Source organism: Streptomyces sp. NPDC048172 (assembly GCF_043202595.1).
Classification (GTDB): domain Bacteria; phylum Actinomycetota; class Actinomycetes; order Streptomycetales; family Streptomycetaceae; genus Streptomyces.
Map to the genome: position 1 here is coordinate 63,894 of NZ_JBIDAT010000014.1, position 17,190 is coordinate 81,083.

Here is a 17,190-nt window from a genome sequence, read left to right on the forward strand (position 1 = left end):
GCCGGTGGCCGTCACAGGATCTCCAGCGGGAGTTTCCGGGACGGCGGCGGGAACGCGGCGTCCAGCGCGGCCAGGTCCTCGGCCGTGAGGACCAGTTCGGCGGCGGCGCGGTTCTCCTCGACGTGCGCGCGGGAGGCGGCCTTCGGGATGGCGAGGACGTCGTCGTGCCGGAGCACCCAGGCCAGGGCGACCTGCGCCGGGGTCGCTCCGTGCGCGTCGGCGACCTCGCGCAGCGCCGCGTGGCCGAGCAGCCGGCCCTGCTCGACGGGGGAGTACGCCATCAGCGGCACCCCCGACGCGCGGCAGCGGGGCAGCAGATCGTACTCGGGGCCGCGCCGGGTGAGGTTGTAGAGCACCTGGTCGGTCTCGGGCACGGGCCCGCCGCGCAGGGCGGTGAGTTCGTCGAGGTCGTCGGTGTCGAGGTTGCTGACGCCCCACGCGCCGACGCTGCCCTCGCGCACCAGCCCCTCCAGCGCCTCGACGGTCTCGCCGAGGGGCACGCCGCCGCGCCAGTGCAGCAGGTAGAGGTCGAGGCGGTCGGTGCCCAGGCGGCGCAGGCTCGCGTGGCAGGCGCGGACCGTGCCGCTCCGGTCGGCGTGGTGGGGGAGCACCTTGGACACGAGGAAGACCTCGTCCCGCCGTCCCCGTACCGCCTCGCCGACCAGCTCCTCGGCGGCGCCGTCGCCGTACATCTCTGCCGTGTCGATCAGCGTCATGCCGAGGTCGATCCCGGCGCGCAGCGCGTCGAGCTCCGCCGCGCGGCGGGCCGGATCCTCGCCCATGTGCCAGGTGCCTTGGCCGAGCGCGGGCACGTCCGTGCCGGAGTGCAGTGTCACCGTACGCATCGTCGGGTGCCGCTCCTTTCCGAGAGGTTTTCCCCATGGTCGCCTCTGTGCCCCTTGGCACGGAGGAGGCGGCAGGGAAAGCTGAAGCGCGCATGCCAACGCGTGAGTTGGCCCCCCACATGCCCCAGGAGAGTCCCGTGAACGACAACTCGCAGCCGAAGAGGCGCCGCTGGTACCGGACGGCGCCCGCCGTGGTGGCCGGAGCCGTCGCGCTCGTCGTCGCCTTCCCCACGACCGCGCTCGCCGCGCCGCCCCCGGCGCTCCCCGGCAACGCCACCGACCTGGAGCGGAAGTTCCAGCCCGCGTACGACTACGACAAGGACGGCTGCTACGCCACCCCGGCCATCGGCCCCGACGGCGCCGTCGCCGAGGGGCTGAAGCTCGGCGGCGACGTCAACGGCGAGTGCCGCGACCTGAGCGACCTGGAGAACACCAACGGCTACGCCCGCTCGAAGTGCAACAACGGCTGGTGCGCCGTCATGTACGCCTCCTACTTCGAGAAGGACCAGGCGGCCCTCGGCCCCGGCAGCGCGGGGCACCGGCACGACTGGGAGCACGTCGTGGTGTGGGTGCCGGAGGGCAAGGACGAGGCGGAGTACGTCTCGACGTCCGCGCACGGCGGGTTCACGGTGCACGGGCGCGGCGACCTGCCCTGGGAGGACGGCCACCCGAAGGTCGTCTACCACAAGGACGGCATCAGCACCCACGCCTTCCGCGCCGCCAAGAACGACGGGGGCGACGAGCCGCCGGAGAACCACAGGGGCGCCTGGCAGTACCCCACGCTCGTCGGCTGGGAGGGCTACCCGGAGGGGCTGCGCGACAAGCTGACGCAGGCCGACTTCGGCAGCGCCACCCTCGGCCTCAAGGACAGCGAGTTCGGCGGCCACCTGGAGAAGGCGATGCCGGACGGAATCCCCTTCGACCCCCACGCCTAGACCGTGGCCACTGAGCAGGGGCTGCCCCTGCCTGTGTGTCGCAGACCGCGGGTTGTGGCCGGTTGCGCGCGCAGTTCCCCGCGCCCCTGAAGGGCGCTCCCCGGAGCGCCCTCAAGGGGCGCGGGGAACTGCGCGACAAACCACGACGCGGCCGCAGTCTGCAACCCACGGCACGGGGCAGCCCCTGCCCAGCCCCGAGACGGGGGGCAACCATGATCCGGCGGACGGAGCCTACGGCCCGGCCAGGACGCCCGCGAGCAGCGTGTCGAGCGCGGACTTCAACTGCCCGGCCGTGTACCCCCGCTCGCGCGTGAGGTGGGCGACGAGGCTTGGCGTGAACGGGGCGAGCAGCAGCTGCGCGAGCAGCGCGGCGTCCGCTTCGGGGCGGAGCTGCCGCAGCAGCATCGCCATGTGCGCGTGGCGGCCGAGATGGGAGCCGTGCGAGTAACGGGCGAGGGGCGCCGCCGTCTCGCCCGCGAGCAGCAGTTCGCGCTGGTCGATGAAGCGGTCCGCCAGCGCGTGGAGGTACGCGCGCAGCCGCTCGCCGGGCGGTGCGCCGGGGCCCAGCGGCGGAGGGCCGGTCAGGAACGCCTCCTGGAACCGCGCCTCGCGGTCGTCCAGCAGCGCGGAGAAGAGCTGCCCCACGTCCCCGAAGCGCCGGTAGACGGTGCCGACGCCGGTCCCCGAGGCGCGCGCGACGGCGTTCATGGTCAGCGCGTCGGGGCCCTGCTCCGCCACGAGCGCGGCGGCGGCGTCCAGGATCTTGCGCCGGTTCTCGGCCGCGTCGGAGCGCGGTGCGCGCGCGGGCGGGGCGCCGCCGGGCGTGAGCGCGACGACCGGCAGTTCGCCGCGCGCGGGAGGCGGAGTGGGGTCGGGCACGGGCGGGGCTCCGTTCGGCGGCGGCGATCGATTCACACGAGCTTAACGGATAGCTATCCGGTTACCCCTTGCCAAGGCGGCGCCGCGTGGGGTTAGCTGGCGCGCAGCGAAGCGGATAGCAATCCGCTTGAACCGCTTGAACTCTCCTGTGCTCCGAAAGGGCCTTACCGTGACTGCTGTTGCCCCGAAGATCGCTGTCATCTACTACTCCTCGACCGGCAGCGTGCACGCCCTCGCCACGGCCCTCGCGGAGGGCGCGGAGAAGGCGGGCGGCGAGGTGCGACTGCGCCGCGCCGCCGAACTGGCCCCCGACGCCGCGATCGACGGCAACCCGGCCTGGCGCGCCCACGCCGACGCCACCCGCGACATCGAGGTCGCCACGCACGACGACCTGACCTGGGCGGACGCCTACGCATTCGGCTCGCCGACCCGCTTCGGCAATGTCGCCTCGCAGCTCAAGCAGTTCATCGACAGCACGGGCGGGCTCTGGGCCCAGGGCGCCTTCCACGACAAGCCCGCCACCGCCGTCGTCAGCGCCTCCAACCGGCACGGCGGCAACGAGTCCACGCTGCTCGCGCTCTACAACACGCTGCACCACTGGGGCACGATCATCGTCCCGCCCGGCTACACCGACCAGGCCGTCTACGCCGCGGGCGGCAACCCCTACGGCACCGCCCACGCCTCCGGCCAGGGCGAGCTCCCCGGCGAGGAGATCCTCGCCGCCGCCCGCTACCAGGGCGAGCGCCTCGCCACCATCACGGCCCGCCTGCTGGGCTGAGCCCGTACAGCTCTCAGGCCGTGCCGAGGACCGCGGTCACGAAGCGGGCGCGGTCGGCCGGGTGGGTGTGGAACCACTCGCCCAACCGGTGCCCCGCGTCCGGGAATTCGAGCCGCGTCAGGGGGCGGGAGTTCTCCGCCAGGGCCTGGGCGACCGCGTCCGTGACGGCGGGCGGGATCACCTCGTCCGTGCCGGGCACGGCCAGCACGGCGCGGCCCGGGAAGGCGCGGAGGGCGGCGAGCGCGGGTGCGTCGCGCCAGCCGTCCGGGCGGCGGATGATCTCGCTGAAGCGGCCGTCCCCGTCGCCGAACGGCACGTCCCACGCCTCCTCCGCGTAGACCGCGGGGGAGCAGAGCCCCAGCGCGGTCACGCGGGGACCGAAGCGCGCCGCGAGATCGGCGAGGGTCTGCCCGCTCATGCTGAAGCCGACGAGCACGAGGGGCGAGGTGCCCGGCACCCGGTCCTCGACGACCGCGGCGGCCTGCTCGTACCGGCGGCGCAGGCTCAGCTCGGCGAGCCGCCCCGTGCTCGCGCCGTGCCCGGAGAAGTCGAGGGCGAGCCCGTGGAGGCCGCGCGCGAGGAAGTCCTGGAGCAGGGGGACGAGCCGGTCCTTGGTGCCGTTCCCCGCGCCGTGCAGCAGGACGACGGTGGGGACGCCGTCCCCGGCCCCGTCGTCCCCACCCCCGCCGCCCTCCAGGCCGCTGAGCCGTTCGCCGTCGTACGTGTGCGTGAATCCGGTGAGGGGGAGGAGAGCGCTCATCGCCCCATTCACTCATGTCCGCGCTGGTCGTGGGGGCGGCCCGGAGGTCCCGGTCCCGCTCGGGACGAAGGTCCCGGCACGGGGTGGCGGTCGTCACTCGCGCGTGCGTACGTCCGCCTCTGAAACGGCGCGCGGGGGAACCGTACGGTGAAAGCCTCAATCACCGCACGAACGGACAGAAGCCGTGAATGGCGTCCCCCGCAGTCCCGACAACACCTCCTGGCACATCGAGCTGCCGCACTCGCCGCCCGCCGCGCCCATCGCGCGTGCCGTGGTGCGGAACGCGCTGATCGAGCTGGACTCGCCCGTGGACAGCGGTACGGCCGAGCTGCTGGTGTGCGAGCTGGTCACCAACGCCATCGAGCACACGGCCACCGACGCCGCCGTCTCGCTGAGCGTGACCGCGCTGCCCGACGGTGTCCTGGTCGAGGTGCGCGACCGCGACCCCAGGCCGCTGGAGGCGGGTCAGTGGGGCCGCGCCGCCGCGCAGGCCGTGCACGACGCCGTCGAGCCCGACGACCTCGACGAGCTGCGCGAGGACGGCCGCGGCCTGCAGCTCATCCAGATGCTCAGCTCGGCCTGCGGCAGCCGCGCGACGCGCAACGGCAAGACCGTCTGGTTCACACTCGCGCCGGAGTCCGAGGAGACTCCTCCCGCGGACCCTCCGGCGGACCGCTGAGCGCGAGGCGCGAGCGCTTGCGCCCGTACAGCGCGTAGACCAGCGCGCCGACGGCGACGAAGACCGCGAACTGGACCCAGGTCACCAGCGGCAGCCCGTACATCAGATAGAGGCAGAAGGCGACGCCCAGCAGCGGGGCCACGGGGTAGAGCGGCACCCGGAAGCGGCGGGAGAGTCCGGGGCGGCTGCGGCGCAGGGCGATCACGCAGATGTTGACCACGGCCATGATCGCGAGCGTGCCGATCACCGACATGTCGAGCACCACGTCGAGCGGGACGACCGCGGCCGGTACGGCGAAGACGGCGGTGGCGATCCAGGTGTTGGCCACGGGCGTGGACGTCTTCGGCGAGACCCGCTCGAAGACCTGGGGGATCAGCCCGTCCCGGGACATCGACATCAGGATCCGCGTCTGCCCGTACATCACCGCGAGCACCACCGAGGCGATGGCCACGACCGCGCCGACGGCGATGACCGTACTGCCGAACGACGACTCCGTGGCGTGATCGACGATCAGCGAGAGCGCGGCGGGCTTCCCGCCGACCTGCTCCCACGGCATCGCGCCGAGCGCGGCGACCGAGACCAGGCAGTAGATCAGCGTGACCACGGCGATGGTGATCAGGATGGCCAGCGGGATGTTGCGCCGCGGGTTCTTGACCTCCTCGCCCGCCGTCGAGATCGCGTCGAAGCCGATGAACGAGAAGAACGCGAGGGAGGCCCCGGCCCCGATCCCGCCGATGCCCTCGGGCGTGAACGGCGTCAGGTGGCCCGAGTCGAACGCGGTGAAGGCGACGGCGCAGAACAGCACCAGGATGCCGATCTTGATGACGGCCATCGCGGCCGTCGCCCGCGCGCTCTCCCGCACGCCCCGCACCAGCAGCACGGCGGCGAGCAGCATCACGACGATCGCGGGCACGTTCACGACGCCGCCGTGGCCCGGCGCGTCCGCGAGGGCCGCGGGGATCTGCCAGCCGACGGTGTTCTCCAGCAGCTCGTTGAGGTACTGCCCCCAGCCGATGGCGACGGCCGAGACCGAGACGCCGTACTCCAGCAGCAGGCACCAGCCCACCAGGAACGCGGTGCGCTCGCCGAGCGCGGCGTACGCGTACGAGTACGAGCTGCCGGAGACCGGGATCGCGCCGCCCAGCTCGGCGAAGGAGAAGGCGGTGAAGATGCAGGTGACCGCCGCCAGCACGAAGGAGACGATGACGGCGGGCCCGGCCTCGGCGACGGTGTCGGAGAGCCCGACGAATATCCCGGTGCCGACGATGGCGCCGACCCCGAAGCAGACGAGCTGGAAGGGTCCGATGGAGCGCTTGAGGCCGTGACCCTCAAGATCGGCGCCGGATTCGGCGACCAGCAGATCGGGGGACTTGATGCGGCGCATGAGGGAGCGGTCTTTCGCGTGGGGGGCTTACCACTCCAGGGTAGTCGCCGTTTATGCATGACCCTGCATAGTTATGTATGGCGTTCCGCACACCCGCCGCCCGTCCTGCCCCGCCGGGTGCACCGGCGGCCGCGACCGCGTCGTGGCCGGTCGCGCCCGCGCGGCGGAGCCGCATGTCGGCAGAGCCCCGCGCCCCTTCGGGGCGCATCTCTCTCGCGCCCCTTCGGGGGCATCTCTAGCCCAGCGAAGCGACCAGCACGGCCTTGATCGTGTGCATCCGGTTCTCCGCCTCGTCGAAGACGACCGAGTGCGCGGGCGACTCGAAGACCTCGTCCGTGACCTCCAGCGAGGTCAGCCCATGGCGTTCGTGGATGTCGCGGGCCACGGCCGTGCCCAGGTCGTGGAAGGCGGGCAGGCAGTGCAGGAACTTCACGTCCGGCTTCCCGGTGGCCCGCAGCACGTCCATGGTCACCGCGTACGGCCGCAGCAGCGCGATGCGCTCGTCCCAGACCTCCTGCGGCTCGCCCATCGACACCCACACGTCGGTCGCGACGAAGTCCGCGCCGCGCACGCCCTCCGCGACCTCCTCGGTCAGCGTCACCCGCGCGCCCGTACGGGCGGCGAGCGCGCGGGCCTCGGCTATCACGTGCTCCTCGGGCCACAGTGCGCGCGGCGCCACGATCCGTACGTCCATGCCGAGCAGCGCGCCGGTGACCAGGTAGGAGTTGCCCATGTTGCTGCGCGCGTCGCCGAGGTAGGCGAACGCGAGCTCCTCCAGCGGCCGGTCCGGCGCGTGCTCGGTCATGGTGAGCACGTCGGCGAGCATCTGCGTGGGGTGCCATTCGTCGGTGAGACCATTGAAGACCGGCACCCCGGCGTGGGCCGCCAGCTCCTCGACGATCTCCTGGCCGCGCCCCCGGTACTGGATGCCGTCGTACATCCGGCCCAGCACCCGCGCGGTGTCCTTCGCCGACTCCTTGTACCCGATGTGCGAGCCGGAGGGGTCCAGGTACGTGGTGAAGGCGCCCTGGTCGGCGGCGGCCACCTCGAACGAGCAGCGGGTACGCGTGGAGCTCTTCTCGAAGATCAGGGCGATGTTCCTGCCGCGCAGCCGCCGCTCCTCGGTGCCGTTCCGCTTCGCGGCCTTCAGCTCGGCCGCGAGCGCGATCAGCCCGCGGAACTCCTCGGGCGTGAAGTCCAGCTCCTTGAGGAAGTGGCGGCCCGTGAGGTCTGTCGCCATGGATGCTCCTAGCTCGCTGCGTACTCCTGTGCGTATGTGTAAGAGTGAAACTCTATACGATCCGCGGAATCTCTATACGGGCTCTTACGCGGGCCCCCGCTCCACCGGGCAGCTCATGCAGCGCGGCCCGCCCCGGCCCCTGCCCAGCTCGCCACCCGGGATCTCCACGACCTCGATGCCCTGCTTGCGCAGATGGGTGTTGGTGGTCACGTTGCGGTCGTAGGCGAGGACGACGCCCGGCTCCACGGCCAGCACGTTGCACCCGTCGTCCCACTGCTCGCGTTCCGCCGCGTGCACGTCCTGCGTCGGGGTCAGCACCCGGATCCGGTCCAGGCCCAGCGCGGCGGCGATGGCGCGGTGCATGTGGTCGGGCGCGTGGTCGGTGACCTTCAGCTCGTTCGGCGCCGAACCGGGCTCGATCGTGTACGAGCGCAGCATGCCGAGGCCCTCGTACTGCGTGAACGTCTCCCCGTCCACCATCGTCATCACCGTGTCCAGATGCATGAACGCGCGCCGCTTCGGCATGTCGAGCGCGACGATCGTCCGCGCCGAGCCCTGCGCGAACAGCCCACGCGCCAGCATCTCCACGGCCTGCGGCGTCGTCCGCTCGCTCATCCCGATCAGCACCGCGCCGTTCCCGATCACCAGCACGTCGCCGCCCTCGATGGTCGACGGGTAGGCGGACTGGCCCTCGGACCAGAGCTGGAACCCGCCGTCCGTCTCCTCGGGCTCCGGCCCCGGCTCCGGCTTGGCGAAGAGGGGATGGTGCCGGTAGATCGCCTCGAAGTGCACCGTCTCGCGCTGGCGCGCGGGCCAGCGCATGGCGTTGATGCTCACCCCGTCGTAGACCCAGGCCGAGGTGTCGCGGGTGAAGATGTGGTTGGGCAGCGGCGCGAGCAGGAAGTCGTCCCGGTCCATCACATGGAAGCGCACGGAGGACGGCTCCGGGTGCCGCTCCAGGAACTCCCGCTTCGTCATCCCGCCGATCAGCGCCTCCGCCAGCTCCTGCGTCGGCAACTGGTCGAAGGCGGCACGCAGATGGTCCGTCGCCAGCGGCCCGTACTCCTTCTCGTCGAAGACCCGGTCCAGTACGAGCGTGCGGGCGGGCGGCACGTCCAGCGACTGCGCCAGCAGGTCCGCGAACAGGTGCACCTCGACGCCGAGTTCGCGCAGGGTGTCCGCGAACGCGTCGTGCTCCTGCCGCGCCCGGCGCACCCAGAGCACGTCGTCGAAGAGGAGGTCGTCCTTGTTGGTCGGCGTGAGCCGCTTCAGCTCAAGCCCGGGCCGGTGGAGGATCACTCGCCGGAGCGGGCCGGTCTCGGAATCGACATGGAATCCCATGCCCTCATCCTGGCACCCCCTCTCCGGCTCCGCCGGATTCCGAGATCCCGCAACGGAGCCTCGCCGCGCACGAGAGCGCCCCGAAGGGGCGCGGGACTGTGTCGTTGTGCGGCTTCGCCGCGTGGGCGCGAGCGTGGGCCTCGGGAGGAGTGCCCTGAAGGGGCGCGGGGAACTGCGCGGCCAGCCACGACGCACTCGCGGCCCGCGACGGGCACCAAGGGGCAGCCCCTGCCCGTGCACGGCGGCCTGCGGGCGCGCGGTGGCTGGGCGCGCAGTTCCCCGCGCCCCTGAGGGGGTAAGCCCCGCTGTGGGGGCGGAGCCGCATATCGGCTGAGCCCCGCGCCCCTGAGGGGGCAAGCCCCGCTTTGCGGTGCGGGGCTGAAGAGCGTGGCCCTCGGGGCACTAGGAGTGCAGGGCGACCCGGAGTTCGGCGATTTGGGCGGGAGCCACTTGGCAGCAGCCCCCGATCAGGCGGGCGCCAGATGCCGCCCAGCTCGGCGCGAGGGAGGAGCCGAAGGTGGCGGGGCCCGACCACGTGCCCTCAGTGGGATTCCAACCCTCACCACTGTTCGGGTAGGCAACCACCGGCTTGCCGGACGTCACCCGTGAGGCCTCCTCCACGGCGGGCAGGACATCGCGCGGGGCGCAGCAGTTCACGCCCACCGCGAGCACCTGGTCGTTCCCGGCGGCGAGGGCGAAGGCGTCCGCCAGGGGCTGGCCCGCACGCGTGCGGGGGCCGTCGACCGTGAAGCTCAGCCACACCGGGACGCCGCACCCTTCCACGGCCCGCAGCAGCGCCTCCGCCTCATCGATGTCCGGGACCGTCTCCAGCGCGAGGACGTCGGGCCCGGCTTCCACGAGCGCCTCGACGCGAGGCCGGTGGAATTCCACGAGCTCGGGGACCGACAGCCCGTACCGCCCCCGGTACTCGCTGCCGTCCGCGAGCACCGCGCCGTACGGCCCGACCGAGCCCGCGACCCAGGTCGTGGGGCCTCCCGCGGCGCGGGCCAGGGCGACGCTGCGGTGGAAGAGCCGGCGCGCCGACGCCGCGTCCGCGCCACGCCGCGCGAAGCCCTCGAACGACGCCTGATAGCTGCTGGTGATGAGGACCCGCGCCCCCGCCCGTACGTACGCCGTGTGCGCGGCCTCGATCTCGCCGGGGCCGTCGGCCAGCAGCCGGGCCGACCAGAGGTCGTCGGTGAGGTCGCAGCCCTGGGCCTCCAGCTGGTTGGAGAGCCCGCCGTCGAGCACGAGCGTCTCGCGGGCGAGCGCCTCGGCCAGGGGGAGCGTCGGGCGGGGCGCGGATCCTGCCGTCATGCGAGCTTCGACTGCACCTGGTCGGCGATCAGCTCCAGGTGGTCCAGGTCGCTCAGGTCGAGGATCTGGAGGTAGACGCGGGAGGCGCCCGCCTCGGCGAACCGGCCGATCTTGTCGACGACTTCGGCGGGCGAACCCGCGAGCCCGTTCTCCTTCAGCTCGTCGACCTCGCGGCCGATGACCGCGGCGCGGCGGGCGACCTCGGCGTCGTCCTTGCCGACGCAGGCCACGAGCGCGTTGGAGTACACCAGCTCGTCGGCGGAACGGCCGTGCTCCTCCGCGGCGGCGCGCACCCGCGCGAACTGCTGCTCGGTGTCGGCGAGGGACGCGAACGGCACGTTGAACTCGTCCGCGAAGCGCGCGGCGAGGCGCGGGGTGCGCTTGGCGCCGAGGCCGCCGACGAGCACCGGGATCCGGTCCTGCGCGGGCTTGGGGAGAGCGGGGGAGTCCTTGAGGGTGTAGTGCTTCCCGTCGAAGGAGAACGTCTCGCCCTGGGGCGTGGACCACAGGCCCGTGACGATGGAGAGCTGCTCCTCCAGCCGCCCGAACTTCTCCTTCGGGAACGGAATGCCGTAGGCCGTGTGCTCCTCCTCGTACCACCCCGCGCCGAGGCCGAAGTCGACGCGGCCGCCGGACATCGCGTCGACCTGCGCGACCTGGATCGCGAGCGGGCCGGGGAGCCGGAAGGTGCCCGCGGTCATCAGGGTGCCGAGCCGGATGCGGCTGGTCTCGCGGGCCAGCCCGGCCAGGGTGATCCAGGCGTCGGTCGGGCCGGGCAGGCCGTCGGCGTCGCCCATGGCGAGATAGTGGTCCGAGCGGTAGAACGCGTCGAAGCCGAGGTCCTCGGTCGCCTTGGCGACGGTGAGCAGTGTGTCGTAGCTCGCCCCCTGCTGGGGCTCGGTGAAGATTCGCAGTCGCATGCCCTCCATCTTGCCTGTTCGGGGCCCGTGACCTGGCACACGCCGCCCTCGTTGGCGGGGGCGGAGCCGGACCTACCGGCTCGCTAGGAGGACGCCATGTCCCAGGAAGCAGCGCCCGAGCCCGGCGCCCCGAAGGGCCTGCTGGAGCAGATGGAGGAGATGATGGCCGCGCTCACCGCGGACCTCTCCCAGCTCGACGCCGATCTCCAGTCCGCCGATCTTCCCTCGTCGGGCGAACGCCCGCCGGTCGCCGGAGAGGGCGGCCGCCAGCACTGACGCCGGACCAGGGTCCACGCACCGGCCCATGCCCGGGCCCATGCTCCGGCTGCTCACGTCACGTCAGCGTCCTACGCGCTCACGTCAGCGTCCTACGCGACACCCCCGCGCTCCCGCAGTGCGAGTCTGCGGAGAATGCCCGCGACTCTGTCGCCGGATTCGTCCGCCGCGTCGATGGCTTCGACACACTGCCAGTAGAGCGCTTCCTCGTCCGCCGAGACCGCCACCCCGACGAGGGCCACGCCCGTCTCGCCCAGCAGCCCGCCGAGGTCGAGCAGGGCGCCCCGGGGGTCCTGGATCATGGAGAGCTGAGCGGCGCGGACGCCGCCCGCCCGGAGCGCGGGGTGGTGCAGCGAGCCGCAGGCCCTGCTGCCCGCCTCGCTCAGCCCGAGGGCCTCGGTCCGCACCTCCGGCGGGCCGCTTATCGCGAGATGGCTGCCGACCGCCTCGGCGAGCGCCTGGGCCTGCCACGCCTCCGCGACGATGTCGGGCACCGTCCTGCTCCGTGCCAAGGCGTCCCGGGTAGCCGCGATGAGCCGTACAGCATCCATGTGCCGTCCCCCTCACTGGTCGCTACCCAGCGTGACTGTGAATGTCCAGTACCGCCAGGGGATTTCGGAAGTCTGTGGATAATAAGGTGCGTCGAGATAAATTGCTCACTCCATAGAGTGACCGTTTCCGGGGGTCGGGAAACGCTTTTCGTTCCTCTCGATCTTCGCTTCCAGCGCCGCCAGCGCGTCGATGCCCAGCACTTCGCAGAACTGGAGGAGGTACGCGAGGACGTCGGCGACCTCGTCCTCGACGCGTCCCGCGCTCTCCGTGTCCCCCATCACGGCCGCCGACTGCTCGGGGGTCAGCCACTGGAAGATCTCCACCAGCTCCCCCGCCTCGACGCTCAGCGCCGCCGAGAGATTCTTCGGGGTGTGGTACTGCCCCCAGTCCCGCGCCGCCGCGAACTCCGCCAGCCTGCGCTGGAGTTGGGGGACGGTGGGCGCGGGCGCTGTCTGCTGTGCCGCTGTCTGCTGTGCCGTGCTGTCGGTCGATTCGTTCACGCACCCAGGTCTACCAGGGAGACCCCCGGCATCCGCGCCGCCTCCCGGGCGACCGGGCCCGCGTCCCCCGCCGAGGCGAGCAGCCGGATGTGGCCGCGCCGTCCCATCCGTACGGCCAGGCCGAGGAGTTGGCGGGACTGGCGGGCGTCCAGCGCGGTCCACCCCGTCCGCGAGCACCGCGAGGGCCTGCCGGGCCGCGGGGACCTCGTCGACGGGGTCCACGGAGAGCACCCCGGGGCCCGTCAGCAGGACGAGCGCGAGGGCCGCGTACCGGAGTTCGCCGTCGCCGAGGCGCTCCAGCGGCGTGGCGCGCAGCCCGTCGCCCCGGTCGAGGACGGCCCGCACCAGGCCGTCCTCGCAGCCCTCCTCGCGCAGGTCCGTCACGGCTCCGGCGCAGCCCTCCCGTACGGCGGACACGAGCGCGGCGTGGCGGGTGGCGCACTCGACGCGCGTACGGCGCAGCACCGCGGCGAGGTTGTCGCAGCCCCCGCGCAGCAGCCCGTCGCCCGGGGCCACCGGGTCGCGCATCGTGTCGGGGCGCGGGTCGCAGGGGTAGGCCGCGCGGAGCGCGACCACGACCTGCTCGGCGGCGGCCAGCACGCGGCGCTGGCCCGCCGTGGTGCCCGCGACGCGCAGCGGGAGCAGCGCCGTGCCGAGCCGGTCGTCGGGGAGCGGGGCGCGGACGACGCGGGAGGGGCCCGAGGTCTGCCACTCGGCCTGGACGGCGCGGCGGGCCGGGTCGCGCAGCGCGGTGGAGAGGAGGGTGCCGTGCTCGCTGGTGGCGAGCCGTTCGCCCGCGATGCGCAGCCGGGGCTCGGCCTGCACCGCGACGTCGAAGCGCACCTCGCCCGCGGGGCCCGTCACCGTGCACCCCAGCCGGAAGCCGCGCCTGCCCTGCCGGTCGGCGGGGGAGCGGTACGGGACGAGGGCTCCGGGGCCGCCGCGCATGCCGCCGAAGACCTCGCCGAGCGCCTCGCCGCCGCCGAGCCGGGCCAGCGCCTCGTACGCCTCCAGGACCGTGGACTTGCCGCTGCCGCTCGGGCCCGTCAGCACGGTGACGGGGGAGACGGGGACCGTACGGGCGCGCAGCGAGCGGAAGGCCGCGAGATGCAGCTCGCTCACGGCGGGCGGGCGTTCCCCCAGGTCGGAGGGGGTGGGGGAGCTCGGCGAGTTCATGGTCAGGACCGTAGAGGGCGGTGCGGACGGCGAACCGTTACGGCCTGGGCGCGCTCGCCCGATCGGGGGACGGACAGGTGTGCGTACGAGGCGTCCCGCTGGCCGTCGTATGGCCGACCATCTCTCGCGCTATCTATCGCGTGCTCGTGACGGCAGTCACGAAGCGGTGATACGTTCAAGGCGTTGACCGAGAGCCCCGAGAGGCCCCGAGAACACGGCCGCGGCACGTCCCCCCGATGGAGGCCCCCGTCATGAGCCCGTTCACCGGTTCGGCGCACGGCACGTCCGACTGGCAGCACATCGAGGTCGGGTACGACGAAGGCGTCGCCACCGTCACCCTGCGGCGCCCCGCCAAGCTGAACGCGCTCACCTTCGAGGCGTACGCCGACCTGCGCGACCTCCTCGGCGAGCTGGCCCGGGAGAAACGCGTCCACGCGCTCGTCCTCGCGGGCGAGGGGCGCGCCTTCTGCTCCGGCGGTGACGTCGACGAGATCATCGGCGCCACCCTGGCGATGGACACCTCCCAGCTCCTCGACTTCAACCGGATGACCGGACAGGTCGTCCGGGCCCTGCGCGAGGCGCCCTTCCCCGTCGTCGCCGCCGTGCACGGCGCGGCCGCGGGCGCGGGCGCGGTCCTCGCGCTCGCCGCCGACTTCCGCGTCGCCGACCCCACCGCGCGCTTCGCGTTCCTCTTCACCAAGGTCGGCCTCTCGGGCGGCGACATGGGCGCGGCCTACCTCCTGCCGCGCGTCGTCGGCCTCGGCCACGCGACCCGCATCCTCATGCTCGGCGAGCCCGTGCGCGCCCCCGAGGCCGAGCGGATCGGCCTGCTGAGCCAGCTCGCCGACGAGGGCAAGGCCGACGAGGCCGCGCAGGCGCTCGCCCGGCGCCTCGCCGACGGGCCGGCCCTCGCGCACGCCCAGACCAAGGCCCTGCTCACCGCCGAGCTGGACATGTCGCTCGCCCAGTCCGTCGAGATGGACGCCGCCACGCAGGCGCTGCTGATGCACAGCGAGGACTACGGCGAGTTCCACGCGTCCTTCACCGAGAAGCGCCCCCCGAAGTGGCAGGGCCGGTGATGTCCGCGATGTCCGCGCCGCGCGTCGCCGTCATCGGCGGCGGACCCGGCGGGCTCTACGCCGCCGCGCTCCTCAAGCGCCTCGACCCCGCCCGCGAGATCACCGTCTACGAGCGCAACGCGCCCGACGACACCTTCGGCTTCGGCGTCGTCCTCTCCGACGAGACCCTCGGCGGCATCGAGCACGCCGACCCCGCCGTCTACGCCGCGCTCCAGGCCGAGATGGTGCGCTGGGACGACATCGACATCGTCCACCGCGGCACCACCCTCACCTCCGGCGGCCACGGCTTCGCGGCGCTCGGCCGCCGCCGCCTGCTCGCCGTGCTGCACGACCGCTGCCGCGAGCTGGGCGTCACCCTCCGCTTCCGTACGGAGGCGCCGCCCGCCGCCGAACTCGCCCGCACCCACGACCTGGTCATCGCCGCCGACGGCGTGCACAGCGCCACCCGCGAGGCCCACGCCGACGTCTTCCGGCCCACCGTCACCACGCACCGCTGCCGCTACATCTGGCTCGCCGCCGACTTCGCCCTGGACGCCTTCCGCTTCGAGATCGCCGAGACCGAGCACGGCGTGCTGCAGCTCCACGCGTACCCGTACGCGGCCGACGCCTCCACCGTCATCGTCGAGGCCCGCGAGGAGGTCTGGCGGGCCGCCGGGCTCGACAAGCTGGACGAGCGCGGCTCCGCCGACCACTGCGCCAAGCTCTTCCCCGAGACCCTCGGCGGCCGCCCCCTGCGCGGCAACAACTCGCAGTGGATCGCGTTCCGTACGGTCACCAACGCCCGCTGGTCGCACGGCAACATCGTGCTGCTCGGCGACGCGGCGCACACCGCCCACTTCTCCATCGGCTCCGGCACCAAGCTCGCCGTCGAGGACGCGCTGGCGCTCGTCGCCTGCGTCCAGGAGCAGCCGTCGCTGCCCGAGGCGCTGGAGGCGTTCGAGGCCGAGCGCAGGCCCGTCGTGGAGTCCACCCAGCGTGCCGCGCGGGCCAGCCTCACCTGGTTCGAGGAGCTGGCCGGTTACGTGGACCAGCCGCCGCGCCAGTTCGCGTTCAACCTGCTCACCCGCAGCCGCCGCGTCACCCACGACAACCTGCGGCTGCGCGACGCCTCCTTCGTCTCCGGCGTCGAGCGCGAGGTCGGGATCGAACCCGGCACGCCGCCCATGTTCACCCCCTTCCGGCTGCGCGAACTCACCCTGCGCAACCGGGTCGTGGTCTCCCCGATGGACATGTACCGCGCGGAGGACGGCGACCCCGGCGACTTCCACCTCGTCCACCTCGGAGCGCGGGCCCTCGGCGGCGCGGGGCTGGTCATGACCGAGATGGTCTGCGTCTCGCCGCAGGGCCGCATCACGCCCGGCTGCTCCGGGCTGTGGACCGACGCGCAGGAGGCGTCCTGGCGGCGCGTCACCGATTTCGTGCACACTCAGTCGCCCACCGCCGCGATCGGCCTCCAGCTCGGCCACTCGGGCCGCAAGGGCTCCACGCGGCTCATGTGGGAGGGCATCGACCACCCCCTCGACGAGGGCAACTGGCCCGTGGTGGCCCCCTCCCCACTCCCGTACCGCCCCGGCGTCAACCAGACCCCGCACGAGCTGACCGCACGCGAACTCGCGGCGATCCGCGACGAGTTCGTGTCCTCGGCCCGCCGCGCCGCCCGCGCCGGGTTCGACCTCCTCGAACTCCACTGCGCGCACGGCTATCTGCTCTCCAGCTTCCTCTCCCCGCTCACCAATCGCCGTACGGACGCGTACGGGGGAGATCTGGAGGCCCGCCTCCGGTTCCCCCTGGAGGTCTTCGACGCGGTGCGCGAGGTGTGGCCCGCCGAGCGGCCCATGACCGTCCGCATCTCCGCGACCGACTGGGCCGAGGGCGGCACCACCGGGGAGGACGCCGTACGGATCGCCGCCGCGTTCGCCGAGCACGGCGCCGACGCGCTCGACGTCTCCACGGGCCAGGTCGTCCCCGAGGAGAATCCCGAGTACGGCCGCTCGTACCAGACGCCCTTCGCGGACCGCATACGCAACGCGCTCGGCGTCCCCGTCATCGCCGTCGGCGCGATCTCCTCCTGGGACGACGTGAACTCTCTGATCCTCGCGGGCCGCGCCGACCTCTGCGCCCTTGCGAGGCCGCACCTGTACGACCCTCACTGGACGCTCCACGCGGCGGCCGACCAGGAGTACGCGGGGCCGGGTGCGCCGTGGCCCCTCTCGTACCAGGCGGGCAGCCGCAAGCCGCCGGCTGGGCGCACCGATGGTCCCAAGCCCCGACTGGTGCTGTGATCGTCACTCTCCGGCTGCGCAGGGGCTGCCCCCTGCGGTGCGTCGCAGGCTGCGACTGCGTCGTGGCCGGTCGCGGGGGGGGCCCCCCCCCCCCCGGGGGGCGGGGGGGGGGGGCGGGGGGGGGGGGCCCGGGGGGCCCCCCCCCCCCCCGGGGGGGGGGGCCGGGGGGGGGGGGGGGGCCCGGCCCCCCCACGGCCGGTGCAAGCCCTTCGACGACGCGGCCGACGGCTACGGCAGGGGAGAGGGC

16 protein-coding genes and 1 pseudogene are annotated in these 17,190 nt (G+C 73.2%); 6 read left to right on the forward strand and 11 right to left on the reverse strand.

Annotated features, from left to right (window positions below):
• Window positions 1-11 precede the first annotated feature (11 nt).
• Window positions 12-845 carry an aldo/keto reductase gene (locus ACGF3A_RS40855; protein ID WP_393735786.1) on the reverse strand — a complete coding sequence of 278 codons (834 nt, stop codon included), beginning with the start codon at window positions 843-845 and terminating at the stop codon, window positions 12-14.
• A gap of 119 nt (window positions 846-964) precedes the next feature.
• On the opposite strand from ACGF3A_RS40855, the gene ACGF3A_RS40860 reads away from it, so the two are divergent.
• Window positions 965-1,780: an NPP1 family protein gene (locus tag ACGF3A_RS40860; RefSeq protein ID WP_393735788.1), complete on the forward strand. Its 816-nt coding sequence runs from the start codon at window positions 965-967 to the stop codon at window positions 1,778-1,780.
• Window positions 1,781-2,011: 231 nt separating this feature from the next.
• Here ACGF3A_RS40860 and ACGF3A_RS40865 read toward each other — a convergent pair whose 3' ends face one another.
• The gene (locus ACGF3A_RS40865; RefSeq protein WP_393735790.1) at window positions 2,012-2,659 is read right to left on the reverse strand and encodes a TetR/AcrR family transcriptional regulator; all 648 of its coding nucleotides are present in this window, start codon (window positions 2,657-2,659) and stop codon (window positions 2,012-2,014) included.
• 169 nt (window positions 2,660-2,828) lie between these two features.
• On the opposite strand from ACGF3A_RS40865, the gene wrbA reads away from it, so the two are divergent.
• Window positions 2,829-3,437 (forward strand): NAD(P)H:quinone oxidoreductase, encoded by a 609-nt coding sequence (gene wrbA / locus ACGF3A_RS40870; RefSeq protein WP_393735792.1) that lies wholly within the window; start codon window positions 2,829-2,831, stop codon window positions 3,435-3,437.
• A gap of 13 nt (window positions 3,438-3,450) precedes the next feature.
• Here the strand turns inward: wrbA and ACGF3A_RS40875 are convergent, their stop codons facing one another.
• On the reverse strand, window positions 3,451-4,197 hold the full coding sequence (locus tag ACGF3A_RS40875) for an alpha/beta hydrolase (RefSeq protein ID WP_393735794.1): 747 nt from the start codon (window positions 4,195-4,197) through the stop codon (window positions 3,451-3,453).
• A 184-nt stretch (window positions 4,198-4,381) separates the two neighbouring features.
• Here ACGF3A_RS40875 and ACGF3A_RS40880 point away from each other — a divergent pair, with 184 nt between their 5' ends.
• The gene (locus ACGF3A_RS40880) at window positions 4,382-4,876 is read left to right on the forward strand and encodes an ATP-binding protein (RefSeq protein ID WP_393735796.1); all 495 of its coding nucleotides are present in this window, start codon (window positions 4,382-4,384) and stop codon (window positions 4,874-4,876) included.
• Here the strand turns inward: ACGF3A_RS40880 and ACGF3A_RS40885 are convergent.
• From ACGF3A_RS40885 to ACGF3A_RS40905, 5 genes are all read right to left on the reverse strand, one after another.
• Window positions 4,818-6,260 (reverse strand): amino acid permease, encoded by a 1,443-nt coding sequence (locus ACGF3A_RS40885; protein ID WP_393735798.1) that lies wholly within the window; start codon window positions 6,258-6,260, stop codon window positions 4,818-4,820. The two genes, ACGF3A_RS40880 and ACGF3A_RS40885, sit on opposite strands and share 59 nt — an antisense overlap.
• Before the next feature lie 235 nt (window positions 6,261-6,495).
• On the reverse strand, window positions 6,496-7,500 hold the full coding sequence (gene argF, locus ACGF3A_RS40890; protein WP_393735800.1) for an ornithine carbamoyltransferase: 1,005 nt from the start codon (window positions 7,498-7,500) through the stop codon (window positions 6,496-6,498).
• Between the two features lie 84 nt (window positions 7,501-7,584).
• On the reverse strand, window positions 7,585-8,841 hold the full coding sequence (locus tag ACGF3A_RS40895; RefSeq protein WP_393735802.1) for an arginine deiminase: 1,257 nt from the start codon (window positions 8,839-8,841) through the stop codon (window positions 7,585-7,587).
• Between the two features lie 402 nt (window positions 8,842-9,243).
• Window positions 9,244-10,158: a homocysteine S-methyltransferase gene (gene mmuM / locus ACGF3A_RS40900; RefSeq protein ID WP_393735804.1), complete on the reverse strand. Its 915-nt coding sequence runs from the start codon at window positions 10,156-10,158 to the stop codon at window positions 9,244-9,246.
• Window positions 10,155-11,078 (reverse strand): LLM class F420-dependent oxidoreductase, encoded by a 924-nt coding sequence (locus ACGF3A_RS40905; RefSeq protein WP_393735806.1) that lies wholly within the window; start codon window positions 11,076-11,078, stop codon window positions 10,155-10,157. The genes mmuM and ACGF3A_RS40905 overlap by 4 nt, the downstream gene beginning before the upstream one ends.
• A 96-nt stretch (window positions 11,079-11,174) precedes the next feature.
• Here ACGF3A_RS40905 and ACGF3A_RS40910 point away from each other — a divergent pair, with 96 nt between their 5' ends.
• Entirely contained in the window at window positions 11,175-11,354 is a 180-nt protein-coding gene (locus ACGF3A_RS40910) for a hypothetical protein (RefSeq protein WP_393735809.1), read from the forward strand.
• Between the two features lie 92 nt (window positions 11,355-11,446).
• On the opposite strand, the gene ACGF3A_RS40915 is transcribed toward ACGF3A_RS40910, so the two are convergent.
• The 3 genes and pseudogenes from ACGF3A_RS40915 to ACGF3A_RS40925 form a co-directional block, all read right to left on the reverse strand.
• Window positions 11,447-11,905, reverse strand: a complete 459-nt coding sequence (locus tag ACGF3A_RS40915; protein WP_393735811.1) for a DUF6099 family protein — start codon at window positions 11,903-11,905, stop codon at window positions 11,447-11,449.
• A 105-nt stretch (window positions 11,906-12,010) separates the two neighbouring features.
• Window positions 12,011-12,406: a nucleotide pyrophosphohydrolase gene (locus ACGF3A_RS40920; protein WP_393735813.1), complete on the reverse strand. Its 396-nt coding sequence runs from the start codon at window positions 12,404-12,406 to the stop codon at window positions 12,011-12,013.
• Window positions 12,403-13,582 (reverse strand): annotated as a pseudogene (locus ACGF3A_RS40925) (AAA family ATPase). Before ACGF3A_RS40925 ends, ACGF3A_RS40920 begins: the two are co-directional and overlap by 4 nt.
• 251 nt (window positions 13,583-13,833) lie before the next feature.
• On the opposite strand from ACGF3A_RS40925, the gene ACGF3A_RS40930 reads away from it, so the two are divergent.
• Entirely contained in the window at window positions 13,834-14,661 is an 828-nt protein-coding gene (locus ACGF3A_RS40930; RefSeq protein WP_393735815.1) for an enoyl-CoA hydratase family protein, read from the forward strand.
• 8 nt (window positions 14,662-14,669) lie between these two features.
• Window positions 14,670-16,943, forward strand: coding sequence for a bifunctional salicylyl-CoA 5-hydroxylase/oxidoreductase (locus ACGF3A_RS40935; protein ID WP_393735990.1), 2,274 nt, complete (start codon window positions 14,670-14,672; stop codon window positions 16,941-16,943).
• Window positions 16,944-17,190 lie beyond the last annotated feature (247 nt).